This window comes from Ruegeria sp. CE12, from assembly GCF_056537525.1.
The window spans coordinates 925,181-951,529 of sequence record NZ_JBQFRS010000001.1 but is presented as its reverse complement, the minus strand read 5'-3'; the positions used below and the strand labels follow the sequence as shown (position 1 = coordinate 951,529).

At 56.0% G+C, this 26,349-nt stretch carries 28 protein-coding genes, 3 tRNA genes and 2 rRNA genes; 25 read left to right on the top strand and 8 right to left on the bottom strand.

Translation table 11 applies throughout. The features are described 5' to 3' along the window. The 3 genes from ACR0IO_RS04810 to ACR0IO_RS04800 form a co-directional block, all read left to right on the top strand. A 23S ribosomal RNA gene (locus ACR0IO_RS04810) occupies positions 1-979 on the top strand; the annotation flags it as partial. 182 nt (positions 980-1,161) lie between these two features. After that, positions 1,162-1,276: ribosomal RNA gene (gene rrf, locus ACR0IO_RS04805) — 5S ribosomal RNA — on the top strand. A gap of 89 nt (positions 1,277-1,365) precedes the next feature. Beyond that, a tRNA-Met gene (locus ACR0IO_RS04800) sits at positions 1,366-1,442 on the top strand. Positions 1,443-2,093: 651 nt separating this feature from the next. On the opposite strand, the gene ACR0IO_RS04795 is transcribed toward ACR0IO_RS04800, so the two are convergent. The 4 genes from ACR0IO_RS04795 to rtcR form a co-directional block, all read right to left on the bottom strand. Further along, entirely contained in the window at positions 2,094-3,464 is a 1,371-nt protein-coding gene (locus ACR0IO_RS04795) for a sensor histidine kinase (RefSeq protein WP_480739774.1), read from the bottom strand. A 13-nt stretch (positions 3,465-3,477) separates the two neighbouring features. Then, the gene (locus tag ACR0IO_RS04790) at positions 3,478-4,155 is read right to left on the bottom strand and encodes a winged helix-turn-helix domain-containing protein (RefSeq protein ID WP_368669675.1); all 678 of its coding nucleotides are present in this window, start codon (positions 4,153-4,155) and stop codon (positions 3,478-3,480) included. A gap of 63 nt (positions 4,156-4,218) precedes the next feature. Next, positions 4,219-4,632: a PepSY domain-containing protein gene (locus tag ACR0IO_RS04785; protein WP_480739773.1), complete on the bottom strand. Its 414-nt coding sequence runs from the start codon at positions 4,630-4,632 to the stop codon at positions 4,219-4,221. Between the two features lie 214 nt (positions 4,633-4,846). Continuing rightward, positions 4,847-6,427, bottom strand: a complete 1,581-nt coding sequence (gene rtcR / locus ACR0IO_RS04780) for an RNA repair transcriptional activator RtcR (protein WP_480739772.1) — start codon at positions 6,425-6,427, stop codon at positions 4,847-4,849. A gap of 171 nt (positions 6,428-6,598) precedes the next feature. Between rtcR and ACR0IO_RS04775 the strand changes: the two genes are divergently transcribed. Then, positions 6,599-8,155, top strand: coding sequence for a vWA domain-containing protein (locus ACR0IO_RS04775; RefSeq protein WP_480739771.1), 1,557 nt, complete (start codon positions 6,599-6,601; stop codon positions 8,153-8,155). A 62-nt stretch (positions 8,156-8,217) separates the two neighbouring features. On the opposite strand, the gene ACR0IO_RS04770 is transcribed toward ACR0IO_RS04775, so the two are convergent. Next, a complete protein-coding gene (locus ACR0IO_RS04770; protein ID WP_480739770.1) occupies positions 8,218-8,355 on the bottom strand; it encodes a hypothetical protein in 138 nt (45 codons plus the stop codon). A gap of 308 nt (positions 8,356-8,663) precedes the next feature. On the opposite strand from ACR0IO_RS04770, the gene ACR0IO_RS04765 reads away from it, so the two are divergent. Then, positions 8,664-10,079, top strand: coding sequence for an RtcB family protein (locus ACR0IO_RS04765; protein WP_480739769.1), 1,416 nt, complete (start codon positions 8,664-8,666; stop codon positions 10,077-10,079). Between the two features lie 24 nt (positions 10,080-10,103). Here ACR0IO_RS04765 and ACR0IO_RS04760 read toward each other — a convergent pair whose 3' ends face one another. Next, positions 10,104-10,757 (bottom strand): NUDIX hydrolase, encoded by a 654-nt coding sequence (locus ACR0IO_RS04760; RefSeq protein WP_480739768.1) that lies wholly within the window; start codon positions 10,755-10,757, stop codon positions 10,104-10,106. 68 nt (positions 10,758-10,825) lie between these two features. Between ACR0IO_RS04760 and ACR0IO_RS04755 the strand changes: the two genes are divergently transcribed. From ACR0IO_RS04755 to ACR0IO_RS04725, 7 genes are all read left to right on the top strand, one after another. Then, positions 10,826-11,836 carry a radical SAM protein gene (locus tag ACR0IO_RS04755; RefSeq protein ID WP_480739767.1) on the top strand — a complete coding sequence of 337 codons (1,011 nt, stop codon included), beginning with the start codon at positions 10,826-10,828 and terminating at the stop codon, positions 11,834-11,836. Positions 11,837-11,988: 152 nt separating this feature from the next. Further along, positions 11,989-12,864, top strand: a complete 876-nt coding sequence (locus ACR0IO_RS04750) for a carbon-nitrogen hydrolase family protein (protein ID WP_480739766.1) — start codon at positions 11,989-11,991, stop codon at positions 12,862-12,864. A 90-nt stretch (positions 12,865-12,954) separates the two neighbouring features. Next, a complete protein-coding gene (infA, locus tag ACR0IO_RS04745; RefSeq protein WP_005978431.1) occupies positions 12,955-13,173 on the top strand; it encodes a translation initiation factor IF-1 in 219 nt (72 codons plus the stop codon). Between the two features lie 11 nt (positions 13,174-13,184). Continuing rightward, a complete protein-coding gene (locus tag ACR0IO_RS04740) occupies positions 13,185-13,763 on the top strand; it encodes a Maf family protein (protein ID WP_480739765.1) in 579 nt (192 codons plus the stop codon). Further along, positions 13,760-14,782, top strand: coding sequence for a ribonuclease E/G (locus ACR0IO_RS04735; protein WP_480739764.1), 1,023 nt, complete (start codon positions 13,760-13,762; stop codon positions 14,780-14,782). The genes ACR0IO_RS04740 and ACR0IO_RS04735 overlap by 4 nt, the downstream gene beginning before the upstream one ends. Continuing rightward, positions 14,779-14,961 (top strand): DNA gyrase inhibitor YacG, encoded by a 183-nt coding sequence (locus ACR0IO_RS04730; protein ID WP_480739763.1) that lies wholly within the window; start codon positions 14,779-14,781, stop codon positions 14,959-14,961. Before ACR0IO_RS04735 ends, ACR0IO_RS04730 begins: the two co-directional genes overlap by 4 nt. 79 nt (positions 14,962-15,040) lie before the next feature. Next, positions 15,041-15,115 (top strand) — tRNA-Phe (locus tag ACR0IO_RS04725). Positions 15,116-15,632: 517 nt separating this feature from the next. On the opposite strand, the gene ACR0IO_RS04720 is transcribed toward ACR0IO_RS04725, so the two are convergent. Then, positions 15,633-15,707 (bottom strand) — tRNA-Thr (locus ACR0IO_RS04720). Between the two features lie 82 nt (positions 15,708-15,789). Here ACR0IO_RS04720 and ACR0IO_RS04715 point away from each other — a divergent pair. The 13 genes from ACR0IO_RS04715 (at position 15,790) to ACR0IO_RS04655 (ending at position 25,548) form a co-directional block, all read left to right on the top strand. Next, on the top strand, positions 15,790-15,945 hold the full coding sequence (locus ACR0IO_RS04715) for a hypothetical protein (protein ID WP_170331131.1): 156 nt from the start codon (positions 15,790-15,792) through the stop codon (positions 15,943-15,945). Between the two features lie 6 nt (positions 15,946-15,951). Continuing rightward, on the top strand, positions 15,952-17,217 hold the full coding sequence (murA, locus tag ACR0IO_RS04710; protein WP_480739762.1) for a UDP-N-acetylglucosamine 1-carboxyvinyltransferase: 1,266 nt from the start codon (positions 15,952-15,954) through the stop codon (positions 17,215-17,217). After that, a complete protein-coding gene (locus tag ACR0IO_RS04705) occupies positions 17,217-17,693 on the top strand; it encodes a DUF2948 family protein (RefSeq protein ID WP_155143286.1) in 477 nt (158 codons plus the stop codon). Before murA ends, ACR0IO_RS04705 begins: the two co-directional genes overlap by 1 nt. Then, positions 17,694-18,215 (top strand): GNAT family N-acetyltransferase, encoded by a 522-nt coding sequence (locus ACR0IO_RS04700; protein WP_480739761.1) that lies wholly within the window; start codon positions 17,694-17,696, stop codon positions 18,213-18,215. A gap of 59 nt (positions 18,216-18,274) precedes the next feature. Next, positions 18,275-19,576 carry a histidinol dehydrogenase gene (hisD, locus tag ACR0IO_RS04695; RefSeq protein ID WP_480739760.1) on the top strand — a complete coding sequence of 434 codons (1,302 nt, stop codon included), beginning with the start codon at positions 18,275-18,277 and terminating at the stop codon, positions 19,574-19,576. Positions 19,577-19,672: 96 nt separating this feature from the next. After that, positions 19,673-20,152, top strand: a complete 480-nt coding sequence (locus ACR0IO_RS04690; RefSeq protein WP_155143289.1) for a UPF0262 family protein — start codon at positions 19,673-19,675, stop codon at positions 20,150-20,152. 3 nt (positions 20,153-20,155) lie between these two features. Further along, on the top strand, positions 20,156-20,614 hold the full coding sequence (locus ACR0IO_RS04685; protein WP_170331139.1) for an arsenate-mycothiol transferase ArsC: 459 nt from the start codon (positions 20,156-20,158) through the stop codon (positions 20,612-20,614). Beyond that, entirely contained in the window at positions 20,611-21,009 is a 399-nt protein-coding gene (locus ACR0IO_RS04680) for a ketosteroid isomerase-related protein (protein WP_480739759.1), read from the top strand. The genes ACR0IO_RS04685 and ACR0IO_RS04680 overlap by 4 nt, the downstream gene beginning before the upstream one ends. Then, on the top strand, positions 21,002-21,595 hold the full coding sequence (locus tag ACR0IO_RS04675; RefSeq protein WP_480739758.1) for a GNAT family N-acetyltransferase: 594 nt from the start codon (positions 21,002-21,004) through the stop codon (positions 21,593-21,595). The genes ACR0IO_RS04680 and ACR0IO_RS04675 overlap by 8 nt, the downstream gene beginning before the upstream one ends. A 262-nt stretch (positions 21,596-21,857) precedes the next feature. After that, on the top strand, positions 21,858-23,087 hold the full coding sequence (locus ACR0IO_RS04670; RefSeq protein ID WP_480739757.1) for an acyl-CoA dehydrogenase family protein: 1,230 nt from the start codon (positions 21,858-21,860) through the stop codon (positions 23,085-23,087). Between the two features lie 16 nt (positions 23,088-23,103). Further along, positions 23,104-23,904, top strand: a complete 801-nt coding sequence (locus ACR0IO_RS04665) for a thioesterase family protein (RefSeq protein WP_480739756.1) — start codon at positions 23,104-23,106, stop codon at positions 23,902-23,904. Between the two features lie 73 nt (positions 23,905-23,977). Then, positions 23,978-24,625, top strand: coding sequence for a DUF1007 family protein (locus ACR0IO_RS04660; RefSeq protein WP_480739755.1), 648 nt, complete (start codon positions 23,978-23,980; stop codon positions 24,623-24,625). Next, positions 24,610-25,548, top strand: coding sequence for a nickel/cobalt transporter (locus ACR0IO_RS04655; protein WP_480739754.1), 939 nt, complete (start codon positions 24,610-24,612; stop codon positions 25,546-25,548). Before ACR0IO_RS04660 ends, ACR0IO_RS04655 begins: the two co-directional genes overlap by 16 nt. 1 nt (position 25,549) lies before the next feature. Here the strand turns inward: ACR0IO_RS04655 and truA are convergent, their stop codons facing one another. Continuing rightward, a complete protein-coding gene (truA, locus tag ACR0IO_RS04650; RefSeq protein ID WP_480739753.1) occupies positions 25,550-26,317 on the bottom strand; it encodes a tRNA pseudouridine(38-40) synthase TruA in 768 nt (255 codons plus the stop codon). Positions 26,318-26,349: the final 32 nt, after the last annotated feature.

Below are 26,349 nucleotides of genomic sequence, written 5' to 3'. Positions count from 1 at the left end.
CCGTAACTATAACGGTCCTAAGGTAGCGAAATTCCTTGTCGGGTAAGTTCCGACCTGCACGAATGGCGTAACGACTTCCCCGCTGTCTCCAACATCGACTCAGCGAAATTGAATTGCCTGTCAAGATGCAGGCTTCCCGCGGTTAGACGGAAAGACCCCGTGCACCTTTACTACAGCTTCGCACTGGCATCAGGATTGTGATGTGCAGGATAGGTGGTAGGCTTTGAAGCAGGAACGCAAGTACCTGTGGAGCCTCCCTTGAGATACCACCCTTCGCACTCTTGATGTCTAACCGCGGTCCGTTATCCGGATCCGGGACCCTGCGTGGCGGGTAGTTTGACTGGGGCGGTCGCCTCCTAAAGCGTAACGGAGGCGCGCGAAGGTTGGCTCAGAGCGGTCGGAAATCGCTCGTTGAGTGCAATGGCAGAAGCCAGCCTGACTGCGAGACTGACAAGTCGAGCAGAGTCGAAAGACGGCCATAGTGATCCGGTGGTCCCGAGTGGAAGGGCCATCGCTCAACGGATAAAAGGTACGCCGGGGATAACAGGCTGATACTGCCCAAGAGTCCATATCGACGGCAGTGTTTGGCACCTCGATGTCGGCTCATCTCATCCTGGGGCTGGAGCAGGTCCCAAGGGTACGGCTGTTCGCCGTTTAAAGAGGTACGTGAGCTGGGTTTAGAACGTCGTGAGACAGTTCGGTCCCTATCTGCCGTGGGTGTAGGAGACTTGAGAGGAGTTGCCCCTAGTACGAGAGGACCGGGGTGAACGATCCACTGGTGGACCAGTTGTCGTGCCAACGGCAGTGCTGGGTAGCTATGATCGGACAGGATAACCGCTGAAGGCATCTAAGCGGGAAGCCCCCCTCAAAACAAGGTCTCCCTGAGGGCCGTGGAAGACCACCACGTCAATAGGCCGGAGATGTAAGCGCAGTAATGCGTTCAGTTGACCGGTACTAATCGCCCGACAGGCTTGATTTGATCCAGTAATGGAAAGACAAATCAAAAGCATACACTGACCTTGAGTTGGACAACGTTGATTGATGTGAAACCCCGTAAGGGGTGACATAACAACCGAGTGGCAACGCGCATTTGCACGCAAATACGCTGCCTGCCACTCGTCGCGCTTTGCACAGCAAAGCTGCGACGGGGATTTTCCTTGGTTTGGTGGTCATAGCGCAAGTGAAACACCCGGTCCCATACCGAACCCGGAAGTTAAGCACTGCCGCGCCAATGGTACTTGGGCTTAAGCCCCGGGAGAGTAGGTCACCGCCAAACCTAGAAAAATCCCCAGTCTCTCTAAAACGATGAAAAGAACACTACCCGGTCTCAAGTAGCCGAATAGGCGGTAGACCAACGCTAAGTGTCGCGGGATGGAGCAGCCCGGTAGCTCGTCAGGCTCATAACCTGAAGGTCGCAGGTTCAAATCCTGCTCCCGCAACCAGCGTCAGAAAATCTCAGTACAACACGTTCAGACTACAATTGATCCCCCGGATCAATTGCTCCACGTCTTCACATCGTCAGGCTCATAACCTGAAGCGCACAGGTTCAAATCATACTCCCGAAACCAAACTTTAAAGCCGGATATCAAACACTTAACCTCGCACAACGCGAGGTTTTTTGCGTTCACACCATCGCCGCTGCAAGCACTCCGAAGCAATAAGGAACGTATTCACCTTCTATAGTGAACGGTAAGCGTTACATGTTGCCCCTGATTGAGATCTTTCAGTAAGCGTTGCATCTGACCGCAACGTGACATTCTAAATGTTTCGAAAATAGAGTCTTGTGGTGGCGCTAGACGCCCAAATCTTTGAACATCGCCGTTTATCTAGTGGAAGAGGATGATTGGCCGCTTTTGCAGTCAAAACAGTGGTCTAGTTTTAGAGGCAAAGACTATCGTTGTAGAGACAGCAGCTGGGGCTGCATATCAGCCCATGTAACATCCAGCACTGGTCAGGCTGTTCTGTCTCAGCCAGCTTGGCTGCCTCGTTCTAAAGCTGAGGAACTCTATACCAAATGAAATGAGGTTATGTGGGGGTATCCAGCAATCGAATGGGGTTAGACGATCGCTTAAACGAAGTGGCAGAGGCCGCAGCTATCCGTTTCGGGGTGCTAAACTGCTTTCATTCAGGCAAACCGAAACAGTCAACCCACCTTCTTTCCCTTCAGACAGCTCCAAAATCGCTCCGTGATGATCGGCAATCGCTTTCACGAGCGCCAATCCCAGGCCATTTCCTTGCCTCGTACGAGATCCATCCAATGTGAACAATGGCTGTAGAACATTCACCCGATCTCTCGCAGGAATACCCGGTCCTGTGTCTGCAATAGTCAACCTGTTGCCGTCGGTCTGGATTGAAACCAGAGCGCCATCGCCTGCGTATCTTATTGAATTCTCGATAAGGTTTGACCCGAGTTGCAGCAACAACTGGCGGTCGCCGGTCACGGTTCGGCAACTTCCAAGGTTCAGCGTCAGGGATTGCCCCGCTTCTTCCACACTGTCCGTGTAGAGATCATATAGCTGCTGCGCTATCGCATTGAGGTCTATCGGCGACATATGTGATTGGTCGGTACCTGCCGACAATCGCGATATGCGCAGGATGGCATCGAACGTACGCATGACTTTATCAACCTTTGCAATCGCTTTTTCCTGCTCCGGGCCGTCCTCAATGTTGTCCAGTGCGAGGTGCAGTTCACTTAGAGGCGTCCGAAGCTCATGTGCCACATTGCGGGAAAAATCTCTCATCTGTTGGACAGAAGTTTCCAACCGGGTCGCGGCGGCATCAAAGCCGTGCATCAGGTCGTCCATGTCATCTCGTGATGACTGAGGTTGAATCCGATGGCCTAGGTTGCCAATTGCTATTTGCTCGAATGCGCTTTGGACTTGATTGATACGTCGCTGCTGAACAAGCCCGAGAAACACCCCAACAACCAGCGTCGCCATCACAGTGGCAATGGTGATCGGCCACATAATCTGGGGCAACAGATCCAAAGCATCCTCGATTTCATGAATGGGAGTGAACACCGCCAATCGATCCGGGCCTATTTCCGTGACCAGAACTCTCCACAGATCCGGATCATCTTCCCACTCATGATAGGTATCGTGATCTTCGAAGTTGTCAGAATCCACGGGTGCGAACCGACGATCGTGAAACAGTTCGGCCCGGGTTAGATTTTGAAATCCCAGTGTCTCAAAGACGACGCTTCTGACGGGGCCAAAATTCTCATCCAGGGCCGACAGATATCCAAAGGATACTCCGGAATGTGCAGCAATCAGATTGTTGAATATTGAATCGCCCGGTCCGGATGCCGTTGCCGCACTCTCGAACCTCTGCGCATTCAAAACCAGATCATCATCGATCGCATCAAAGACCTGGCGCGTAAGCTCGAATCGCAAAATGCTGCCTGCGATCAGGATGATCGCAAGAAACACCGCCGCAAGAAGCAGGGTGTTTCGCAGCGCACTCATGCGCAGGAGCTTTCTAAGCACCGAATACATAGCCTGCCCCGCGAACCGTTCTGAGCAATGCCGTATTGAAGGGTTTGTCTATCTTGTTGCGCAGTCGACTTACGTTTGTATTCACAACATTTGTTTCAGGGTCAAAGTTGATATCCCAAACTTTCTCCAAAAGCATGGAGCGTGTTAAAACGCGGCCTCTGTTACGCATAAAGACCTCGAGCAACCGGATTTCCTTGGCATGAAGCTCGATGATCTGATCACCTCGGCGGCAGGTCCGCGCGAGCAGGTCCAGTTCAAGGTCTTCGTATTTCAGTGTGGTTTCTTCGTTCGCCTGTATGGCCTGGGACCGGCGGCAAATCGCGACTATCCGTGCTGTTAGCTCGCTGATTGCAAATGGTTTTGCAAGATAGTCGTCGGCACCAGCTTCTAGCCCTTCAACGCGATCGGTTACCTCGTTCAATGCCGTAAGCATCAGCACAGGTGTTGTGTTCTTGGCAGCACGCAGTGCTTTGAGAACCGATAATCCGTCAAGTTCTGGAACCATCCGGTCAAGGATAAGCACGTCATAACTACGAGTTGTCGCTGCGAAAAGGGCATCAGGCCCGTTTTCGAAGCAATCAACAGAATGCCCGGCCTCTCCGAGGCCTTTCTCAACCCGATGGGTAATTTCCAAATTGTCTTCGAGTAGAAGCAGTTTCACCCTGATCGCACCCAAAACTAAGTTCAGGAGGCAATGTATATCACCTCCTGAAAAGTTTAGAACTTAATGATCATCATCGTGGTCATCATGTTCGAAGTCATGATCATCACCATCATCATCGTCGTCATGATCCAGTTCCTCCAGCATCGCGTGCAGTGCTTCGGGGGAGGCTGCTGAGATCGTATTGTTAGCGAGCACTTCGCCGGACACGCCGTCGATCTGAAGCATCGTGTGAGTTGTGTTGCTCTCGAGTTCGGCAACATAGACAGGGCTGTTGCCGTAGTGATCCACTTCAAGCGCGACCAGATTACCTTCTGCAGCACCGGTTGCGATTTCCATTGCCTTGGCAAACGGGACGGAGGGCGAGATCACTTTTTCTGTCCCGGCTGGTTCGGCCGAAACGAACGTGGATAGCGCCAGAAGAGACAGGCCAGATGTAGCGGCAATCGCCACTTTTTTTAGGATAGAGGAGTTCATGGTGTTTCCTTTTTGTCAGCGAGGTTCTCGGCTCGCATGACAGAAAATAGGCACCCGAAGTTTCATGCAGATTCGTTCCGGAATACGTCTGTGTTATCTTTTGGTTGTTTGCGGCAGCTCTCCGCTCGGAGCTTTTCTGCGTGGCAGGGTTCCTGATACCTGCATCTGCAGACTCGCGTTAGGACTCCGCCAAACTCAGGTTACGATGAACAATTCAGCCAGATGTTCCGATGGTCAAAGTGTCCCAATCCAGTCCGAACTTCTGCAGGTACTTTCGTAATCGATCCGCATCATTCTGAGTTTTGCGCTTTTGTCGTGACACCGCAAACAGCATCCGGCCCGCGGCACTGATGCTGGGCGCGTTCTGACAGGTGTGTATGACCTTGGCCAATTGCACCATGTCAAAGGGGTCGATATCGCTGGCGGCTTCGCCAAGTACCTTCCGCACCAACGAGAAATCGGTGTCCGTGGCAGCAGCAGACCAGCCGGTTTGCAGGTTCAGGATCTCATCCTCGACCATAGCCCGGGTGATCCGTCCGCGGGGTGCAAGGGTGCACAGGCGTTTAACCGATCCGCTAAAGTCCCTAAAATTGCCGGGCCACAAAGTGGCGGGGTTATTTGCGAATTTCAGATAGGCATCATGCGCATCTGCGTTAAAGCCAACCCGCGTGCCGAGGGCGCGTTCTGACCGGGCGAGTTCGAACATCAGATTGGCTTCGATATCTTCACGGCGCGCGCGCAGGGCAGGGAGCCTGAAGTGCCACATGTTCAGCCGCGCCAGCAGGTCCTGACGAAACTGTCCGGCAGCGGCCAGCATATGCAGATCGCGATTGGCGCCAGCAATGATCTGGAACCGGCTGGTGATTTCGTGGTCCGAACCCAGGGGGTAGAAGCGCCCGGTTTCAATGGCATGCAGTAGGACGGATTGTTCGTTCCAACCCAACTCGTCGATCTCATCCAGAAAAAGCACACCGCCATCCGCCTCTCGCAGCAATCCGCCGCGTTCTGATCCGGCCTGCCCCAGATAACTGCGCCGCTGCCCGAACAGCGTCGCCTGCGCATCGGGCCCATTCAGTGTGGCACAATTCACGTGAACCAGCCGCCCCTTGATACGGCGCCGATCAAGCTTGAGGTTGTAAATCCGTTCAGCGAGTTCCGTTTTTCCGGTACCGGTTTCGCCCAGCAACAGGATCGGCTCGTCCGAGTTGCTGGCGACCACTTCGATCCGATCGATAAGGGCATTGTACTGCCTGTTGCGCGTCTCGATTCCACCTTTCAACTGGTCACTGTATTCGCGTGATAGCTGATCGAACCGCTGCTGCAGCGCGTTGTAACGGCTGAGATCCAGATCAATGATATCGAATTTGGGTGTGTCATCGTCCGGTCCGGGCGGACCGGTCTGGATCAGTCGTGCGGGGATGTGGCGGCTTTCCGTCAACAAAAACCAGCAGATCTGTGCCACGTGGGTGCCGGTGGTCAGGTGGACGTGATATTGCTCACGATCCTCGTCAAACCCATAGCTTCGGGCAAAGTCGAACAGTTTGCCGTAGACCTCCTGAAAGTCCCATGGATCGGCCAGGTCCATTTGCTGCAGCAGAACTTCGGTTTCAGGAGACAGCTCTGCGATCTCTTGTTTGACCTGATGAGCGAGGCGATTGAATTTCCGGTCATACAGAAGTTCAAGTCGGTCGACGTCAAAATGATCATGCGAGACGAGGCTGGGCGTCGGCTTCCAGCGCCGTTTCTTGCCCATATCCAGTTGGGTGCCGAGGAATCCGATGATGACGTTCTTCATTGCTATCATTTTCTATAAGAAGCGATAATTCTGGATATTAAAACAACAACCCATAAAGCTCAAATTTGTAAATAATCATTTAAAAACAAAGCTTTGTGTCTGTATTGGATTTTTCTCCGCACAATGCCCGCGCCATGGCAAAACCTCCTCATACAAAACGAGGACAAGAAAATGGCGAACAAATCCGTGTTTGCATCGATCAAGGGCCGGTTGCTGCCAAAGGCAACTGCAAAGAACGCGCATGGCGCACCGGCATATGCTTATTCCGATGCCCATGCTCTGGCACAGGTCGCCGTGACCGGCACTTTCGGGGGCATGTTCTATCAAACGCCGCAGGAAGAGCTGGAATACGTTCTGGATGTGGCCGAGGCCGTTGAGCCAAGGTTTCTTGCGCAGACGGCGATCTATGCCCGCCAGTCGGGGTACATGAAGGATATGCCAGCGGTTCTGCTGGCCATTCTGGCCCGGCGTGACCCGGTGCTGTTCCGTTCGGCGTTTGGCCGGGTAGTGGACAACGGCAAGATGCTGCGTACTTTTGTGCAGGTGATCCGGTCGGGTCAGACGGGGCGTAAGTCTCTGGGGTCAGCACCGAAAGCCATGGTGCAGAACTGGCTGAACGCCGCGCCTGACCGGGCGTTGCTGAACGCCAATATCGGGAATGACCCGTCACTGGCCGACGTGATCAAGATGGTGCACCCGAAACCGGCCTCGGCCGAACGGGAGGCGCTGTTTGCCTGGATCGTCGGGCGGCCGTGCAATCTGGCGCGGCTGCCACAGGCCCTGCAGGACTGGATCGCGTTCCGGGAAACCGGGAAAGGTCAGATGCCGGATGTTCCGTTTCAGATGCTGACGCAGCTGAATCTGACGCCACAGCACTGGGCGCAGATCGCGCGCAAAGGCTCGTGGCAAATGGTGCGGCAGAACCTGAACACGTTTCAGCGTCACGGCGTTTTCGATGTGGCAAAGAACGTGGATCACATCGCCTCATTGCTGCGAGACCCGCAGGCCATCGCCAAGGCACGTGCTTTTCCGTACCAGTTGATGGTGGCGGCGCAAAACGTGACCGGGGATATGCCGCGCGAGATCGTGGACGCGCTGCATGATGCGATGGAAATCGCGTTGCAGAACGTGCCAAAGGTCGCGGGTCAGGTCGTCGTGTGTCCGGATGTGTCGGGCTCGATGAACGGTTCCGTAACCGGGTATCGCCCTGGGGCAACTTCGGTTGTTCGTCACGTGGATGTGGCGGCACTGGTGGCGGCGTCCTTCCAACGCGTGAACCGCGGGTCTCAGGTGCTGCCGTTCGACTTCGATGTGCGTAATGTACGTCTGCAGCCGCGCGACACGATTCTGACCAATGCCGAGCGTTTGGCCTCTCTGGCCGGTGGTGGGACAAACTGTTCCGCACCGCTGAAATGGCTGAACGAGCGTGGTCGTGCGCCGGATCTGGTGGTGTTCGTGTCCGACAACCAATCCTGGGTTGATGCCCGCGGCGGCGGGCAGGGGACCGCGATGTTGACCGAGTGGGAAGTGATCAAACGTCGCAACCCGAAGGCCAAACTGGTCTGCATCGACATCGCCCCATACGGCACCACGCAGGCGCAGACAGGCGCCGATGTGTTGAACGTGGGTGGGTTCTCGGATGCGGTCTTTGACCAGATCGCTGCCTTTGCCACCGGTCGAACCGGCCCCGATCACTGGGTCGGCGAGATCGAAAAGATCGAAATATGAAAACGGGTCAGGCGGAATGCCTGTGGGACTACAGCCTTGAACTCTGTCAGATGTCTCACAAATCACTTGTCCGCCTGACCCGACAGATAACTCCCGGCGAATGCCGATGGGCCTACAGGGTCTGCCAATTTGGGTTCACGCCCCAACGTTGCTCCTTGCAGCGAGCTCAGTGGAGAGAGCGGGTGGAGAGATTTGCTCATCACGATTTGTCGCCGGGACCTGACAACATCAGGCAGAATGCCGGTGGGACTACATCGCTGTTTACGATCCGCGCCCGTAAAGGGCGCTGTCTCACCAACTCTTGTCTGCCTGACCAGAAACGAAAGAATTACTCCGGCGAATGCCGAAGGAACTACATGGCGCAACAGGGACAGGCCGATCGGGTTCAACTCCCCTCCGTGCCGGCGCCCAGACGGCAAACGTATCTGCCCATTCAGATGCGGGGCGGGCCTCCCAATTGTTTCTTCATCCCTTGTCGCCGGGGCCTGAGTTTGAGTGAGTGAATATTATGAAGCAAGAAACCACATTCGACCCTGTAACCGGGGAACATCTGAAAGACTGGGGACATCGCCCCGGTAAACAGTTCCCAGTTCTGCTGGCGCGCGCGAATGAGATGCGGGCCGAAGGGTTCGGGCTGGTGCGGATCCGGCAGGAGCTGGAGGGTGAAATCCCGCCGGCACCGGTCACGATGGATCCGCGCCTGCCGGGCGAAGTGACCTTTCACGAAAACATCGAGGCCACTGATCCCGATGAAGAGGACAACGTCGCGAAAGTGCGTGAGACGATGACCGCCCTGATGCGGACGCCGACGATCGAAGCCGGTGCGATCATGCCCGATGCCTGTCCGGCGGGGCCGGTTGGAACGATCCCTGTGGGGGGTGTGGCCGCCGCTCGCAACGCGATCCATCCGGGGATGCATTCGGCGGATATCTGTTGTTCGGTGATGATCACGGATCTGGGCGATGCTGATCCCAAGACGGTTCTGGATGCGGCGCAATCGGTGACCCATTTCGGGCCGGGAGGACGCCCGCAAGGTCAGAGGTTCACGACCTCGTTGAAACTGCTGGATGCATTCCGTGAGAACCCGTTTCTGGACAACCCGAAATCTCTGCGCATGGCGCAGGAACATATGGGTACACAGGGTGACGGAAACCATTTTCTGTTCGTCGGTCGGTCCCGCAAAACTGGACGGACTGCGATCGTAACCCATCACGGCTCGCGTGGTCCGGGGGCGGTTCTGTACAAGAACGGCATGGTTGTGGCCGAGCGGTTCCGGAAAGAGCTGTCGCCAAAGACTGCCAAGCAGAACGCCTGGATTCCTGTGGACACCGAAGAAGGTCGGGACTACTGGGAAGCGCTGCAACTGATCCGCAAGTGGACCAAGGCCAATCATAACGCGATCCATCAGGCCACGGTCGAGGCGGCACGCGTTGGGGAAGTTGGTGAAAGGTTCTGGAACGAGCATAACTTTGTGTTCAAGCGTGGTGAGTTGTTCTTCCATGGCAAGGGCGCGACCCCCGCCTGGGGTGATTACGCCGCTGATGCCACGGGGCTGACGCTGATCCCGCTGAACATGTCCGAGCCCGTACTGGTTGTGCGTGGTAAGGACGCGGATCACGGTTTGGGGTTCAGTCCGCATGGCGCGGGGCGCAACTTCTCGCGCTCGGAACACAAGCGGCGCATGGGGTCTGTCACGCCCGAACAGATGCTGCGGGCTGAAACCGAGGGACTGGATATCCGGTTCCACGCCGGAGCGGTCGATGCGTCAGAACTGCCATCCAGTTACAAAAGCGCCGATAGCGTCGTAGCGCAGATAAAGTCGTATGATCTGGCCGAGATCGAAGACTATATCGATCCCTACGGCTGCATCATGGCCGGCGACGTTCCGCCTTTCTGGAAGAACCGAAAGAAGGGGAGGAGGTAAGGGTACTGGCGTCCGCTTCGTTGGTCAGATGCGACGATTCAGCGAGCAAATGGCCTCGCTTTTTAGCTTGAACAATTGAGCAGGGCGCGCAGTCGCTTTGCTCTTTTGTCCGACAACGGGCTCGATCAGGCTCATTTCGTCCATCTTTCGGCGGAAGGCGCTGTCGTTCAGGTTCGTTCCGAGAACAAGCTCGTATGTTCGGCGTAGTTCAGAATAGGTGAACGTCGGCGGCAAAAGGAACGCCGGAAGATTAGACCAGCTCCCCTTGGCCCGAAGCCTGTCAGTAGCTGCCGCAACAATGGCATTGTGATCAAAGGCCAAATCTCCGGGTTCGTCGACAGGCACCCACTTCAGCGCGGTTTCAGTTGGCCTCTCGCCGCGGATCAACGCGTAATAAACGACGGTCGCTGACCAACCGCGCGGGTCCCGGTCAGGGCTGGAGAACGTGCCCAACTGTTCACAGAATACACCATTTAGACCGGTTTTTTCCCGGATGATGCGTAATGCAGTAGCTTCTGTATTGGCATCTTCATCCGTATGAACGAAGCCGCCCGGTAGGGCATTGCTTCCGTAATAGGGGGCATCTCCTCGCTGCAGGATGCCGACCCAAAGCGTTTCTTCGCGCAGCTCCAGAAGCACAACATCAACAGTCAGAATGGGGGCAGGGTAAATTGTCATCCAAAATACTTGACTCATATGTCAGCAACATGCAACTTGCATTTTGCAAATTGCATGAGGAATCTACTATGTTGGATCAGTTGGACACTCCGCCCTTAGTTGTTCTGTGGCGCGTGATGGACACATGTAATCTCGCTTGTCCATTCTGCGCATATGATAAACGGTTGGCGTTCCCGCGTTCTGCGGCCTCCCCCGCAGAAGTCAGCCGCGTGGTCGGGTTGTTGGCCGGTCTGCAACAGGCCGAAGGTCGCAAAGTCATGCTGAGCTGGCTTGGCGGTGAGCCGACCCTCTGGCAGGATTTCGAAAGGATGGCTGACCGGGCGGCGAAGGCAGGGCTGGCGCAAAGCCTGACGACCAACGGCACAACGCTCGGCTCAAGCAGCTTGCGCGCGAGATTGGTGGATCAGTTCGATGAAGTGACACTTAGCGTCGATGCAATCGGTCAGCGCCACGAGGACCTGCGCGGTTGGCGCGGAGGGTTCACAAAGCTGGAGCGTTGGGTTCCGAAGCTGGTAGAGGATGCTTTGGCAAAGAACAGTGCGTTGCGTGTACGGGCAAATGTTGTGCTGATGCATGACACGCTTGGCGAATTCGAAAACCTGTGTGCCGTGCTGGCGGATTGGGGCGTTTCCCAAATCACGTTTAACCAGCTTGGGGGTCGCGACAGGCCAGAGTTCTTTCCCCAAAATCGCTTGACCGCTGATGACGTGACCAAGTTAAAGAGGGTCCTCCCAGGTCTCAGGTCAAGGTTGAAGAGCCGAGGGGTAGAGCTGCTTGGTGGTGATCCCTATGTCGGGCGGATAGCTGACTCTGCCAAAAACGTGGCGCTGAAAATCGACGATTGTCAGGTCGCCCGCAACTTCTTGTTCATAGATGAAAAGGGCAACATAGCACCCTGTGCTTTTGTCGAGGACTATTTTGGTGTCACCACGGCCGACGTGCAGAGCGTTGCGCGATTTTCAGCAATACCCGGACAGCTGTGTGCGATTCAAAAGCGCTGTCCTGCTGATGCTTGCAAGAACTGTATGAGCACACAGCAGTTTTCAAAGTTTGCAACGGAAATTGAGCTGCGAGTGTAAGGCTGCTCGGGGTGAGACTTTCAATCTGAATAAGCCGCATTTCGCTGCGCAGCGATTCAGTTGGTCATTTCCATCCGATCGCACAAATGGTCTGTACACTCCGTCCTGTCCTCTTCTAGTGTCTCGCCAAATCCGCTTCAGGGAACTCAGTAATGAAAGTCGCCACAGCCGCCTACGATCTCGATTGGCTCGACAGTTGGGCACAGTATGAGGACAAGCTTGACCGTTGGGTCTCGGAGGCGGCGGGGCAGGGGGCCGAGTTGCTGGTCTTCCCTGAATACGGCGCAATGGAATTGTCGACACTGGATGGTGCTGAAGTTGCCGGCGATCTGGAGCGTTCGATCCGTTCGGTTTCAGATCGGATGGGGGATGTACAAAACCTGCATACCCGCCTCGCGAAAGAGTACAAAACACACATTCTGGGTGCATCCGCCCCGGTTCTGGAAGGTCCCGGCCGTCCCGTAAACCGGGCTGAGCTCTACACGCCAGAGGGCGGCCAGGATCATCAGGACAAGCAGATCATGACGCGTTTCGAGCGAGAGGACTGGGACGTTGCTCCCGGCGGTCCGTTGAAATTGTTCGACACCGCACTCGGCAAAATCGGTGTGCTGATCTGCTATGACAGTGAGTTTCCCTTGCTGGGCCGCGCCCTTCAGGAGGCCGATTTGATCCTGGTGCCATCCTGCACCGAGGCGCTGTCAGGGTATTGGCGTGTGCGCATCGGCGCAATGTCACGCGCCCTTGAAAATCAATGTGTTACGGTCATGTCGTCATTAGTGGGCAGCAATGAATGGTCCGAAGCGGTGGATATGAACACCGGAACAGGTGGTATATTCGGCCCACCGGATACCGGCTTTCCTGAAACCGGCGTCCTGGCCGAAGGTCAGCTGAACAAACCGGGCTGGACCTATGCCGAGGTCGACTTGTCGGCGATTGCTCATGTCCGCGCAGATGGCCGTGTGCTGAACCGGACGCACTGGGCTGAGCAGGACAGCCGAGTCGATTCGGTCACATTGTGTCGCCTTTAGGTGATTCCACCCTTGAAATAAGGCCGAAATAGGCTCATTTAAGCGCACACACTGCAGATTCTGCAGGTGCAACGTAATGATGGAGACAACATGGCCAAGGAAGATACGCTCGAATTTCCCGGTGTCGTGAAGGAACTCCTGCCTAATGCGACGTTTCGGGTCGAGCTGGAAAACGGCCATGAGATCATCGCACATACGGCAGGCAAGATGCGTAAAAACCGCATCCGTGTTCTGGCCGGCGACAAAGTTCAGGTCGAAATGACCCCTTATGATCTGACCAAGGGTCGGATCAACTACCGCTTCAAGTAACGCCTGCCGCAATGGCGTTTATCTTAGGATCGGGCAGCCCAAGGCGGCTGGACCTGTTGGCCCAGCTTGGCGTGCAGCCCGATGCAATTCGTGCGCCTGACATCGACGAAACCCCGCTGAAAGGAGAGCTGCCGGTTCCCTATTGCAACCGCATTACGCGTGCAAAAGTGCAGGCAGTTCAGGCGGATAGCGATGACGTCACTCTGTGCGCAGATACCACAGTTGCGTTGGGTCGCCGCATTTTCGGCAAGCCCGAAAGCGCGGGCCAAGCAGCCGAATTCCTGCATGCCCTGTCAGGTCGGCGACACCGCGTAATTACTTCGGTGGCTGTGCGGCGCGGTGACAAAATACTGCAGCGCGACGTTGTTTCTCAGGTCAAGGTCAAACGGCTGTCAGATGTTGAGATCAACGCTTATCTGGCAACCGGGGATTGGCAAGGCAAAGCAGGCGCTTATGCCATTCAAGGGCCGGCCGGAGCTTTCATTCCGTGGATTTCGGGTTCGTTTACGGGCATCGTAGGACTGCCCCTGTCTGAAACCGCCGCCCTTTTGCAAGGTATCGGCTACCCCCTGTATCGTGAGGCACTATGAAGGGTCGCACCATCGTTCTTGATCACATCGACAATCGCGAAGCCGCAGCTCTGATGGTTGATGGCAAGCTGGATGATTTCCTGATTGACGGAGACGCCCCGCGATTGGGGACGATCTATCGCGCCCGGGCCGACCGCCCTGTCAAAGGACAAGGCGGGATGTTTCTGACAACACCGGATGGCCCGGCCTTTTTGCGGCAGGTAAAAGGGTTGGCTCCGGGCGCTATGCTTCTGGTTCAGGTGACAGGGTATGCTGAATCGGGAAAGGCGCTGCCGGTAACCGACCGCGTCCTATTCAAAAGCCGATTTGCGATCGTGACGCCCGATGCGCCGGGTCTGAATATCTCACGCAGCATTCGTGACGAAGATGAGCGGGACAGACTGCTAGAAATCGCACACGAGCAGATGGGCGACAGCAAGTATGGCCTGATCCTGCGCTCATGCTGTGCCGGAGAAGACGCCGAAGAGATCGCCGAAGATATCAGCGCTATGCTGGCGCAGGCGGATCAGGTTCTTTTTGACGAAAGTACCGAGCCTGAAGTGATGCTTGAGGGCGATGGCCCGCATGTGCTGGCTTGGCGCGAATGGACAGAACCCGCTGATGTTGTGACGCAATCCGGTGGTTTTGAGGACCATGGCGTCCTTGATGCGCTCGATACCGCTCGTGGAATCTCGGAACCTCTTCCCGGTGGAGGGCAATTTTACATACAACCCACCCGTGCTCTGGTTGCCGTTGATGTGAACACAGGCACAGACACTTCACTGGCTGCCGGAACAAAAGCAAACTTTGCCTGCGCCAAGCTGTTGGCCCGGGCACTGCGTGTGCGTGGATTGGGTGGCCAGATTACCTTGGATCTTGCGCCGATGCCCAAAAAAGATCGACGCGGTTTTGAATCATCGCTGCGGGCCGCATTCAAAGCGGACCCGATGGAAACGACCCTGGCTGGCTGGACACCTCTTGGCCACTTCGAGCTTCAGCGTAAACGCGGTCGAATTCCATTGTCGGAGGTGTTGAAATGAGCTGTCCGATCTGCGGCGAAGACACCGTGACAAAGTTCCGCCCGTTCTGCTCGAAACGCTGTGCCGATATCGATTTGGCCAAATGGCTGAATGGCTCCTACGCTGTGCCATCACAGCGTGAGGAGGACGTTGACAGCGAAGAATCTCTGGGTGAACAGAGCTTACAGCGCCCGCATTGAAAAAATGTAAAAAAGCCTCTGGACACTGCCTGGTGCAAGTCATAGAAGGCCTCCACCCAACGACGAAAGTCGTTCCCGTGCCCGGGTAGCTCAGGGGTAGAGCAGTGGATTGAAAATCCTCGTGTCGGTGGTTCGATTCCGCCCCCGGGCACCATTTATCAAATAAAATTAATAAGTTGGTGGCGTTGCTGCAATAGTGCCTCGTTGGTTGACCCTCGGGGCTGCATCTAATCTACTTCCCGCCTAACATCGAATGTGCTCAGAGTTCGGCGATCCCACGCCACGTGGCGCTTCATCATGTAGATCAAAAAAAGGAGTGCGAGTCTTATCCGTGGGCGTGTGTTGGTGCCCTCGTTCTTCCGCGAAAGACTGTCTCGATACTTTGATGAAGCAAGTGGATTAATTGAGTTGAGAAATGTTCGCTCTGATCTCTAGTGCATTATCGTCGGGCACGACATATCAAGCGTTCATCTGATGAATTCTGCGACTTGGTAGGTCTCTGGCTTTGATCGCATGCGACTTCATTGAACCCGCATTTCCCTTCTGTGCAAGCCTGTGCCGGAACTGCGTGAAATCCCTGCCATACAAAAGTGCCGGATCTGCCGAACTTTACGACTTTTGCCCAGAGCTCTGTGTGAGCTACAGCAAGTGAGTGAGATATATCGGTTGAATGGTGCTGCTGGAGAGAATTGAACTCTCGACCTCTCCCTTACCAAGGGAGTGCTCTACCTCTGAGCTACAGCAGCGCTGTGGCGGGTGATTAGACTCAAACGAAACAGGGTGCAAGGGTGTCTGGACGGTTTTTTTCGCCTCCTGTAGAGAAAGATCATGGCAGATAAAAATTCACCTAAAAAACACGGCAAATCCGGGGACGCACGCGAAGATCGGCTAAAGGCCGCATTGAAGGCTAACCTTGCACGGCGTAAGGCGCAGGCGAAGGCGCGCGCAACTTCTGATACCAAGCCGGATCAGGACGAGGGATAAGAGCAGATGGATTCGATTCTTGTTACGGGCAATGGCCCGCTGAATGGCCAGATTCCGATTGCAGGCGCTAAAAACGCCTGCCTGACGCTGATGCCGGCAACTTTGTTGAGCGAAGAACCGCTGACGCTGACCAATGCGCCGCGGCTGAGTGACATCAAGACCATGTCGCTGTTGCTGCAATCGCTGGGGGCCGAGGTTTCTGCGCTGCAGGACGGGCAGGTGTTGGCCATGTCCAGTCATGACCTGACGAGCCACACGGCAGACTACGAAATTGTGCGGAAGATGCGGGCGTCCAATCTTGTGCTGGGCCCGATGCTGGCGCGGCTGGGACAGGCCGTGGTTTCGCTGCCGGGCGGATGTGCCATTGGCGCGCGGCCGATGGACCTACACGTCGAAGGGCTCGAGGCTTTGGGGGCAGAGATCGAGCTGAAGGATGGTTATCTGCACGCCAAGGCTCCGGGTGGGCTCAAAGGTGCAGTGCATGAGATGCGTTTTGCCTCTGTCGGTGCGACCGAGAACATCGTTATGGCCGCAACTTTGGCAAAGGGAACTACGGTTCTGAAGAATGCCGCGCGTGAGCCTGAGATCGTCGACTTGGTGGAGTGTCTGCGCAAGATGGGTGCGCAGATTTCGGGCGAGGGAACTCCGACTATCGAAATTCAGGGCGTGGATCGTCTGCATGGCGCGACGCATCAGGTTGTGACTGATCGGATTGAGCTGGGCACCTATATGCTGGCACCCGCGATCTGCGGTGGTGAGGTTGAGTTGCTGGGCGGTCGATTGGGGCTCATTGAATCCTTTGCGGCCAAACTGGATGCTGCCGGTGTGAGTGTCGTAGAGACTGAAAAGGGCCTGAACGTGTCCCGTAAGAATGGTCGTGTGAACTCAGTCGATGTTGTCACCGAACCGTTCCCCGGATTCCCGACAGATCTGCAGGCGCAAATGATGGCACTGATGTGCACGGCTGAGGGTACCTCGGTTCTGGAGGAGCGCATCTTTGAAAACCGCTTCATGCACGCCCCCGAATTGGTGCGCATGGGCGCGAATATCGAAGTGCACGGAGGGACCGCGACTGTGACCGGTGTTGAGAACCTGAAGGGCGCCCCCGTTATGGCAACGGACCTGCGTGCTTCGGTCTCGCTGATCCTGGCCGGATTGGCGGCGGAAGGCGAGACAACAATCAGCCGGGTCTATCATCTGGACCGCGGATATGAACATGTGGTGCGCAAGCTGGAAGGCGTGGGTGCAAAAATTGAACGGATAAAGGGCTGATGACAGACGCAACCTTTGAAGAAGGGCGCGAAGCCCCCCTGAACCTTGGAGCCGAGGATGCTGATGACCTTGAGGTTATCTCGACCCTGACGCAGGACGCTGTGTTCCCGGTCACCGAGATGACATGGCGTGCCTCAGAACGTCGATTCGGGCTGTTGCTGAACCGCTTCCGCTGGGAAGACAAAGATGCCGCCGCGCGTCGCGGTCGGGCCTTTGAACGCGTGCAGTCATTGCTGGTGTTTGATTCTGTGTTGTCTGTTGCGAGTCAGGGTATCGATCGCGGCGACAAGGACACCATACTGTCGTTGATGTCTGTTGACTTCGAGGCCGGAGAAGATGGCGCTGGAGAGGTTCTGCTGACATTGGCCGGTGACGGTGCGATCCGTTTGTCGGTAGAAGCCATTGAAGTCACGCTCAAGGACGTCACGCGCCCGTATCAGGCTCCGTCCGGGCAGGCTCCGCACCACCCGGAGTAAATGCAAAACAAACGTGGCATATCGCAGGCATTTTCTGAAGTGCCCAAGGCTTTGGTGCTGCGTCGTGCATCCGTTTTTGATGTATTCGATCTGAGCCGGGTCCTGATCCGTTCGATTGCGCAGCTTTGTACGGTCGACCATCAGGGCGATCCGGAGAAAATCTCCCTTTGGACAGCCAATAAAGATCCCGCCACGATCCGCGGGTGGATAGAGGCAGGCTCGCAGATATGGCTGGCAGAAAACGGCGGACGTGTTGCCGCTGTTGGTGGATTGTTCGAAACAGGCAAGATTTCTTTGCTGTACGTTAATCCTGCACATACGGGGCAGGGTATCGGTTCTGCTTTGCTGAACCGACTCGAGCACGAACTGGCATCTGTTGGTTGCAAAGAAGCACAGTTGGAGGCCACGCGTACGGCGAGAGAATTTTATCTGGCCCGGGGCTGGCAGAACTCAGGCCAGAGCCAAGACTGGAACGGTATTCCACAGTTCCCAATGCGCAAATCGCTGCACCTGACGGACTGAGGGTTGAGGCGCCAGCGTCCCGGCGATATGACCCGTTCAAACGCTCGGAGTTGCAAATCATGCCCGTTTTCCTCGACACGACCTCCTCTGATTTCGAAACCGCCTTTCAGACGCTCTTGTCAGCCAAGCGCGAAGACAGTCCCGATGTCGATGCAGTGGTCGCCGGGATCATTGATGATGTGCGCAGCCGGGGTGATGCTGCGGTCATTGAGTTGACGGCGAAATTTGACCGGCTGGAGCTGACACCGGCAACGATGGCATTCAGCGCAGAAGAAATCTCTGATGCGGTCAGGCAGGTTTCGGATGAAGATCGCGCCGCGCTGGAACTGGCGGCGGAACGCATCCGCGCTTACCACGAAAAGCAACTGCCTTTGGATCACGAATGGACGGATGCAGCCGGTGCGACCTTGGGCTGGCGTTGGTCGGCAGTTTCTGCAGCGGGCCTTTATGTGCCGGGGGGGCTGGCGTCCTACCCCTCATCCGTATTGATGAACGCAATTCCGGCCAAGGTTGCGGGAGTTGAGCGTCTGGCGATAGCGGTTCCTACGCCGGATGGTCAGATCAATCCGCTGGTGTTGTTGGCGGCTCAGCTTTCTGGTGTGGATGAAATCTATCGCATTGGCGGTGCGCAAGCGATTGCAGCGCTGGCGTATGGCACTGAAACCATCGCTCCGGTCGACAAAATCACCGGTCCGGGCAACGCTTTTGTTGCTGCGGCCAAGCGTCGGGTTTTCGGCAAGGTCGGCATCGATATGATCGCGGGACCTTCGGAAATTCTGGTGATCGCTGACAAGGACAATGATCCGGACTGGATCGCACTGGATTTGATGAGCCAGGCCGAGCACGACGAAAGCGCGCAATCCATCTTGGTCACCGATGACGCCGCTTTTGGTGTGGCCGTCAGCGAAGCGGTCGAGAAGCGACTGCAAACGCTGCAGCGCCGGGATATCGCCGGGGCCAGCTGGCGTGATTTCGGCGCAGTCATCACCGTGCGCGACCTGGATGAAGCGACCGCACTATCCAATAGAATTGCGCCCGAACATCTGGAACTTTGCGTTGCTGACCCTGTCGCGCTGAGCAAAAAGACCGTGCATGCTGGCGCAATCTTCCTGGGCCAGTACACACCCGAAGCTATCGGTGACTATGTCGGCGGCCCCAACCATGTGCTGCCCACCGCGCGTTCGGCCCGGTTCTCATCTGGCCTCAGCGTTATGGATTTCCTGAAGCGCACCACGCTCAGCCACATGACACCCGAAGCCCTGCGCGCCATTGGTCCTGCGGCCGAAAAGCTTGCGCAATCCGAGAGCCTTGAGGCACACGGACTGTCTGTGACAGCACGGTTGAAACGCCTGAACGGTTGACCCAACGCAACAGTGAGGCGCGCAGGTGCATCTGCGCGTTGCCCATCTGAAAACGTTGATATAGGTCTGTCATGAACTGATCGGACCCTTGGAAACATGACCCGAATTTCGCACATCGAACTGGACGACCGAAATCTGCCACCTCCGACACCGGAGATCGAGCAGGAGCGCAAGGTTGCGATCTATGATCTGCTCGAAGAGAACTCGTTCGCGTTGCCGAAACGGGATGATCGCGTTGTGCCTGAGGGTCCCTATCACGTACAGCTGTCGATCCGCGACAAGCGGCTGGTTTTTGATATCGCGACTGAAGAAAGCGAAAAGGCGGCCGAGTTTCACTTGTCGCTTGGGCCGTTCAGGCAGGTGGTCAAAGACTACTTTCAAATCTGCGAAAGCTATTTCAACGCGGTGAAAACTCTGCCGCCCAGCCAGATCGAAACCATCGACATGGCGCGCCGGGGCATTCACAACGAAGGCAGTCGTGTGTTGCAGGAGCGTCTGGACGGCAAGGCCGAAATCGACACTGATACTGCGCGTCGTCTTTTCACCCTGATCTGCGTTTTGCACTTTGGAGGGTGACGCGTGAAGCCTTTGCCGCAATCGGTCCTGTTTTGTTGTGACCATAACGCGGTTCGGTCACCTATGGCCGAAGGGATCATGAAGAAATTCTATGGCACGGGCACCTATGTTCAATCTGCCGGTGTGCACAATGATCTCGAAATAGATGGCTTCAGCATTGCTGCCTGTCAGGAAATTGATGTCGAGTTGTCTCGTCACCGCTCGCGCTCGTTCGATGAGATGGAGGAATGGGGCGACGATCTGAGTTCCTTTGATCTGATCGTCGCGCTTTCGCCCGCGAGCCAGAGAAAAGCGCTGGAACTGACCCGGTTTTTTCATCTGGATGTCGATTATTGGCCAATAATGGACCCTACCGGACTGGGCGAGACACGGGATCAGAAGCTACACCACTACCGTCAGACCCGCGATCAGATCATCAAACATCTTAAGGATCGCTGGGGTGAACCTACGGAGATCGCATGAACCAGACTGTCAAAACCTATTTCGATGCCTTCAATGCCGGTGATGTTGAAGGCATGCTGGAATGCTTGTCTGATGACGTAGCCCATCACGTGAACGAGGGCCAAATTCGGACCGGTAAGGACAAGTTCGCGGAATTCTGTGCCCACATGAACCGGTGCTACAAAGAAAACCTTACGGATATTGTGGTGTTCGAGGCTGAAAACGGCACCCGCGCGGCGGCAGAGTTTATTGTGAACGGCACCTATCTGGAAACGGATGCAGGATTGCCTGAGGCGCATGGACAAACCTACCGACTGCCAGCGGGATCGTTCTTTAACCTGAAGGACGGCAAGATCACGCGGGTGACGACCTTCTACAATCTGGCGGATTGGGTAAAGCAGGTCTCCAATGGCTGAGGTCACCGACGTCCGCGCCCTGACCGGTTCCACGCTGGCAGGGGCACTGGACGACGTGGCACGTCTGCGGATCTCGGTGTTCCGCGCATGGCCCTATCTCTATGATGGGGATCTGGAATACGAACGTAAGTACCTGCAATCCTATCGTGACAGCGACAAAGCTATCGTGGTTGGCGCCTTTGATGGCGATCGTCTGATCGGTGCGTCGACAGGCGCCCCCCTGATAGACCACGCCGACGATTTCGCCGCTGCTTTCGAAGGCTCGGGGCTGGATTTGGCTGAGATATTCTATTGTGCTGAATCCGTGCTGTTGCCCGAGTATCGGGGGCAGGGTGTCGGCCACAGGTTCTTTGATCTGAGAGAAGCGCATGCGCGGAGCTTGGGTTTCGGGAAATGCGCCTTCTGTGCTGTACAGAGGCCGCAAGATCACCCAATGCGCCCCGCCAGTTATCGTCCGCTGGACGAGTTCTGGCGTGCTCGGGGATATGAGAAGCTTGTGGGTGCGGTGGCCCAGTTCTCGTGGAAAGATCTGGGTGACAAGGACGAAACGCTTAAACCTCTACAGTTCTGGATACGCGCTTTGTGAATAGAACATGATCGGCCTGGAAACATACGTGTCGTGACCTGCAATCGTTGAGCTAAACTCACACTATGCTGATCGGACAGTACTCTTGCTGTCCCTTGAAATACCGAGATGCCATAAGCCTTCACGGACCTTTGCGTGGCTTTCATTCAAAATTGATCTTAGTGACGTCCCGTCACCCAACTAGACAGGATCAGTGCAGCTAAGACATCCTCTTGTTAAACGTTAGCTTCGGTTCGTAGGGGCAGGAAGGAATTTGGGAATGATGTCATTTGGACTGCGTGAGGAAAATCGCGCACTTTTGCAACGCGTGATTGAGATGATCCGCGATGAGATCGTGCCGCTTGAGGAAGAATACCACGCGGAAATCAATAAAGGTGATCGCTGGAAGTACACGGAACGGCAGGCCGAAATTCTCGAAGGGCTGAAAGCCAAGGCCAAGGCAGCGGGTTTGTGGAACTTCTGGCTAACCGACAGTGACAAAGGGTTTGGCCTGACAACGGTGGAATACGCCTATTTTGCCGAGGAAATGGGCAAAACGCCACTTGGGGCCGAAGTGTTCAACTGCTCGGCTCCGGACACCGGCAACATGGAAGTGTTCGAACGCTACGGTACCGAGAAGATGAAAGAGCAATGGCTCAAGCCACTGCTCGATGGCCAGATCCGATCGGCCTATCTGATGACAGAGCCGGATGTTGCTTCATCTGACGCGACCAATATCTCAATGTCCTGCGTGCGGGATGGCGATGAATATGTCCTGAACGGTGAGAAATGGTGGGCTTCCGGTGCCGGTGATCCACGATGCAAAGTTTACATCGTGATGGTCAAAACTGGTGGAGACGATCTGCCGGTACACAAACGGCAATCAATGATTGTTGTGCCCGCAGATACCGCGGGGATCGAGATTCTGCGGCCTATGGAGGTCTACGGCCACGACGATGCGCCGCACGGGCACATGCATATTCGATTTACCAACGTTCGGGTTCCGGCCGAGAATATCCTGCTGGGTGAAGGCCGAGGTTTCGAGATTGCGCAGGGTCGTTTGGGGCCGGGCCGCATTCATCACTGCATGCGCGCAATCGGTCAGTCCGAAATCGCGCTGGAGCAGATGTGCAAACGCTCTCTGCAGAGAGAGGCTTTCGGAAAGAAACTTGCTCAACTGGGCGCTAATTTTGACATCATCGCTGAGTGCCGGATGGAGATTGAGATGGCCAGGCTTTTGTGCCTCAAGGCCGCTTGGTACATGGATCAAGGAGATGCGCGAGCGGCAGCGCCGTGGATCAGTCAGATCAAAGTTGTTGCCCCGCGCGTTGCGCTTAAGGTTATTGACGAATCCGTTCAGATGTTCGGAGCGCAGGGGATCAGTCAGGATACACCGCTCGCGTCGGCATGGACACACGTCCGGACATTGCGGTTGGCCGACGGGCCGGATGCTGTTCACCGTCGTCAGGTGGCACGGGCAGAACTGAAGAAATACACTCAGGAAAAGATCTGAGGTTTAGAGACAAATGATGCAACCAGACCTGAAAGAGCAGGCCTATTTTTACACCAGCACTGACGGTGCCTTTGTCGGCAACGATCCGGTGCGTGGCCCATGGTCGGCAGATCATTGTCACGCCGGGCCGGTGACGGGTCTGATTGCGCGTGCAGCCGAAACCGAAGTTGGCCCTGAGAAGATGTTGACCCGGCTGACGGTGGATTTGCTACGCCCCTTGCCGCTGGCCGGATTGAGGGTTGCGGCTGAAACCACGCGGCACACCCGGACGCTCGCCACGACGCGGGTGACGGTGCATGATCTGGATGACACGTTATGTGCGACGGCGACAACCATGCATCTGGTTCGCAAGGAACTGGGCAACGTTCCGAACGCAAGCATCAACTCGCTGGACCTTAACAATGTCGTTGATGGGCCTTTCCCAATTCGTCAGATGCGTCATGATCTGCCCGGCTTTGCGCATTTCACCGAAGTTGCATATCCTGCGGGCGGCAATCAGGGGCCGGGCCCCAAGGCGATCTGGATGCGCACACCTGCGTTGCTTGAAGGAGAGACGCCATCCCCGATTCAGGCACTGTGCCCCCTGGCGGATTGCGGCAATGGTATCTCATGGAATGCACCGCCGACTGAGATGGGGTTCATGAACACCGATCTGACGGTACATATTCACCGAGAGCCCGTCTCGGAATGGTTGGCCTCTGACTCAGTATCCCACTGGCATTCGTCGGGGATCGGGATGTCACAATCAGTGCTCTATGACACCGAAGGGCCGGTTGGGACGGCGCTGCAAACTCTGGTTCTGTTCCCGCCGGGGTAGGCCGTTGGCTGGTTTTTGCGCCATTGCAGTGAAACACGTTGCCGCCATCCCCTGTGCACCCTATCTTCCCGTCATGCGTTGGCTGACCACATTCCTGACCTGCTGTCTGCCGATTTCGGCAACCGCACACCCGCACGTCTTTATCGACACCGGGCTTGAGTTCATTGTTGACGACGCTGGTCAGTTGACCCATGTGCGCGTAACCTGGGTATATGACGAATTCTACTCGTTGCTGGTTCTGGAAGATATGAAACTGGATCAGGATGCTGATGGTGTCCTGACTGATGCCGAGGAACAGGTGCTGGCCGGTTTTGATGCTCAATGGGTCGAAGGATATAACGGCGATCTGGTTGTTCAGGCAGATGGAACCAATGTGCCACTTTCTGGCCCGATGGAGCCTCGTGCAACCACCGAAGACGGGCGGATTGTAACCACACATCTGCGCGCGGTCGAAGATGGGTTTGTCCCGGCCACCGCATTGTCAGCCAAACCTTTCGACGAGACGTATTACACTGCTTACGAGGTCACACGCCCTGTCACGGTTTCAGGACCTGACACCTGTGAGGTCGAACGCTTTGATCCGGATATCGACGGGCAACTCGCCCAGATGCAGGCCTTTTTGTTGACGTTGGATGCCGACTACGACCTCGAAGAAAATGACATCCCGCTTGTCGGCGAGAACTTTGCGACCGAGATTCGTGTTTCATGTCCAAATACCTGATTGTACCGGTTGCCCTGGCGTGTGGATTGCTGCTGTGGTTCTGGGGCAGTGGCGGGTTCGATCACCTTGCCGCATGGGCGGCGGGCGAACAGCGTGAATTCCAGAACCAGATCGCACGATCCCTGCGTGCTGCGCGGGCGGAACAGCCCGAAGCTGTTGCAACCTTATTGACGGTCTGCTTCGCCTACGGGTTTTTCCACGCAATAGGACCGGGCCACGGTAAGGTGTTGATCGGCGGCTATGGTTTGGGTCGCCGGGTCGCGTTCTGGCGTCTGTCTGCCATCAGCGTATTGTCCAGTTTGGGGCAGGCGGTGACGGCCATCGTTTTGGTCTATGCCGGGTTGTTGGTTTTCCAGATGTCTCGGGAAAGCCTTGTCGGAACAACAGAGCAGGTGATGGCACCAATCAGCTACGGCGCAATCGCAGCTATTGGTTTGTGGCTGGTCTTTCGCGCGTTGCGCAGCTTTGCAAGACGGCAGCGCAATGAGAACTCACACAACCATCATCACCATCATGAACATGATCACCACGATCATCATCACCACGACCATGAGGTCTGTTCAGATTGCGGTCATCGCCATGGTCCAACCGCCGAAGAAGTGGCTCAGGTTGGGAGTCTGCGCGAGGCACTGGTCCTGATCGCAGGTATCGCCGCCCGCCCTTGTACCGGAGCTTTGTTTGTCCTCATCCTGACATGGCAAATGGGTATCGCGATGGTGGGAATTGCGGGTGCCTTTTCTATGGCGCTGGGCACAGCATTGGTCACGACCTTGGTGGGGTGGACTTCGTTTGGATTGCGCGGAGGGCTGTTGGCATCAGCTTCGGCGACCCGTTTCGCTTCCGTGCTTGCGCCGACCATCGAATTGGTTGCCGGACTGATCATTGCAGTGATCGCGGGCGGCCTTTTGCTGCGCGCGATTTGATTCAGTCAAAAACAGCCTCGGGATACTCAACCCGCGCGAGGTAGAGGCCTTGCGGAGGGCAGACCGGGCCACAAGCTGCTCGATCAGTTGCTTCCAGCGCATGGCGTACATCTACCGGGCTCCATGCACCTGCACCGACCCGCTCCAGCGTGCCGACAAAGCTACGCACCTGATTGTGCAGGAATGACCGCGCGCGGACGTGAAAATGTACTTCGGGTCCGGAAAAGCCCTGAACCTGCTCGACACGCAATTCATCCAGTGTTTTGACCGGGCTCGCAGCCTGGCAGATGGAGGAGCGGAAAGTTGTGAAATCATGCCGTCCGATCAGCATGTCCGCCCCGGCCTGCATCGCATCCACATCCAGCCGATGATTGATCTGCCAGACCTGACCCTTGTCATGGGTTGCAGGTGCGCGACGCATCAGGATGCGGAACAGGTATTGCCGCTCGAGCGCAGAAAAGCGGGCATGCCAGTCGTCATCCACGCGCGCTGCCTTAACGATGGCGACAGGCTGCGGCTTGAGGTGATAGTTCAGCGCCTCAGACAGGCGGAACGGATCCCACTCTTTTTCAAGATCGCAATGAGCCACTTGTCCCAACGCATGAACACCCGCATCGGTACGACCGGCAGCCGCGATGGTATGCTCGCCGGGTTGAATGCGTGACAGGGCCTGTTCGATAGCGCCCTGTACGGACGGCAGCTCTTTTTGCCGTTGCCATCCGGCAAACGGTTCCCCTTGGTATTCGACTTTCAGCGCGTATCTGGGCATGAGGCGCTGGTATCGCGACACGCGGGTTCGGG

What these genes read in the sequence shown, in the direction of transcription:
- ACR0IO_RS04795 (WP_480739774.1), bottom strand. Translation starts at nt 3,464, where the DNA reads ATGAGTGCGCTGCGAAACACCCTGCTTCTTGCGGCGGTGTTTCTTGCG.
- ACR0IO_RS04785 (WP_480739773.1), bottom strand. Translation starts at nt 4,632, where the DNA reads ATGAACTCCTCTATCCTAAAAAAAGTGGCGATTGCCGCTACATCTGGC.
- rtcR (WP_480739772.1), bottom strand. Translation starts at nt 6,427, where the DNA reads ATGAAGAACGTCATCATCGGATTCCTCGGCACCCAACTGGATATGGGC.
- ACR0IO_RS04775 (WP_480739771.1), top strand. Translation starts at nt 6,599, where the DNA reads ATGGCGAACAAATCCGTGTTTGCATCGATCAAGGGCCGGTTGCTGCCA.
- ACR0IO_RS04770 (WP_480739770.1), bottom strand. Translation starts at nt 8,355, where the DNA reads ATGAGCAAATCTCTCCACCCGCTCTCTCCACTGAGCTCGCTGCAAGGA.
- ACR0IO_RS04765 (WP_480739769.1), top strand. Translation starts at nt 8,664, where the DNA reads ATGAAGCAAGAAACCACATTCGACCCTGTAACCGGGGAACATCTGAAA.
- ACR0IO_RS04760 (WP_480739768.1), bottom strand. Translation starts at nt 10,757, where the DNA reads ATGACAATTTACCCTGCCCCCATTCTGACTGTTGATGTTGTGCTTCTG.
- ACR0IO_RS04755 (WP_480739767.1), top strand. Translation starts at nt 10,826, where the DNA reads ATGTTGGATCAGTTGGACACTCCGCCCTTAGTTGTTCTGTGGCGCGTG.
- ACR0IO_RS04750 (WP_480739766.1), top strand. Translation starts at nt 11,989, where the DNA reads ATGAAAGTCGCCACAGCCGCCTACGATCTCGATTGGCTCGACAGTTGG.
- infA (WP_005978431.1), top strand. Translation starts at nt 12,955, where the DNA reads ATGGCCAAGGAAGATACGCTCGAATTTCCCGGTGTCGTGAAGGAACTC.
- ACR0IO_RS04740 (WP_480739765.1), top strand. Translation starts at nt 13,185, where the DNA reads ATGGCGTTTATCTTAGGATCGGGCAGCCCAAGGCGGCTGGACCTGTTG.
- ACR0IO_RS04735 (WP_480739764.1), top strand. Translation starts at nt 13,760, where the DNA reads ATGAAGGGTCGCACCATCGTTCTTGATCACATCGACAATCGCGAAGCC.
- ACR0IO_RS04730 (WP_480739763.1), top strand. Translation starts at nt 14,779, where the DNA reads ATGAGCTGTCCGATCTGCGGCGAAGACACCGTGACAAAGTTCCGCCCG.
- ACR0IO_RS04715 (WP_170331131.1), top strand. Translation starts at nt 15,790, where the DNA reads ATGGCAGATAAAAATTCACCTAAAAAACACGGCAAATCCGGGGACGCA.
- murA (WP_480739762.1), top strand. Translation starts at nt 15,952, where the DNA reads ATGGATTCGATTCTTGTTACGGGCAATGGCCCGCTGAATGGCCAGATT.
- ACR0IO_RS04705 (WP_155143286.1), top strand. Translation starts at nt 17,217, where the DNA reads ATGACAGACGCAACCTTTGAAGAAGGGCGCGAAGCCCCCCTGAACCTT.
- ACR0IO_RS04700 (WP_480739761.1), top strand. Translation starts at nt 17,694, where the DNA reads ATGCAAAACAAACGTGGCATATCGCAGGCATTTTCTGAAGTGCCCAAG.
- hisD (WP_480739760.1), top strand. Translation starts at nt 18,275, where the DNA reads ATGCCCGTTTTCCTCGACACGACCTCCTCTGATTTCGAAACCGCCTTT.
- ACR0IO_RS04690 (WP_155143289.1), top strand. Translation starts at nt 19,673, where the DNA reads ATGACCCGAATTTCGCACATCGAACTGGACGACCGAAATCTGCCACCT.
- ACR0IO_RS04680 (WP_480739759.1), top strand. Translation starts at nt 20,611, where the DNA reads ATGAACCAGACTGTCAAAACCTATTTCGATGCCTTCAATGCCGGTGAT.
- ACR0IO_RS04675 (WP_480739758.1), top strand. Translation starts at nt 21,002, where the DNA reads ATGGCTGAGGTCACCGACGTCCGCGCCCTGACCGGTTCCACGCTGGCA.
- ACR0IO_RS04670 (WP_480739757.1), top strand. Translation starts at nt 21,858, where the DNA reads ATGTCATTTGGACTGCGTGAGGAAAATCGCGCACTTTTGCAACGCGTG.
- ACR0IO_RS04665 (WP_480739756.1), top strand. Translation starts at nt 23,104, where the DNA reads ATGCAACCAGACCTGAAAGAGCAGGCCTATTTTTACACCAGCACTGAC.
- ACR0IO_RS04660 (WP_480739755.1), top strand. Translation starts at nt 23,978, where the DNA reads ATGCGTTGGCTGACCACATTCCTGACCTGCTGTCTGCCGATTTCGGCA.
- ACR0IO_RS04655 (WP_480739754.1), top strand. Translation starts at nt 24,610, where the DNA reads ATGTCCAAATACCTGATTGTACCGGTTGCCCTGGCGTGTGGATTGCTG.
- truA (WP_480739753.1), bottom strand. Translation starts at nt 26,317, where the DNA reads ATGCCCAGATACGCGCTGAAAGTCGAATACCAAGGGGAACCGTTTGCC.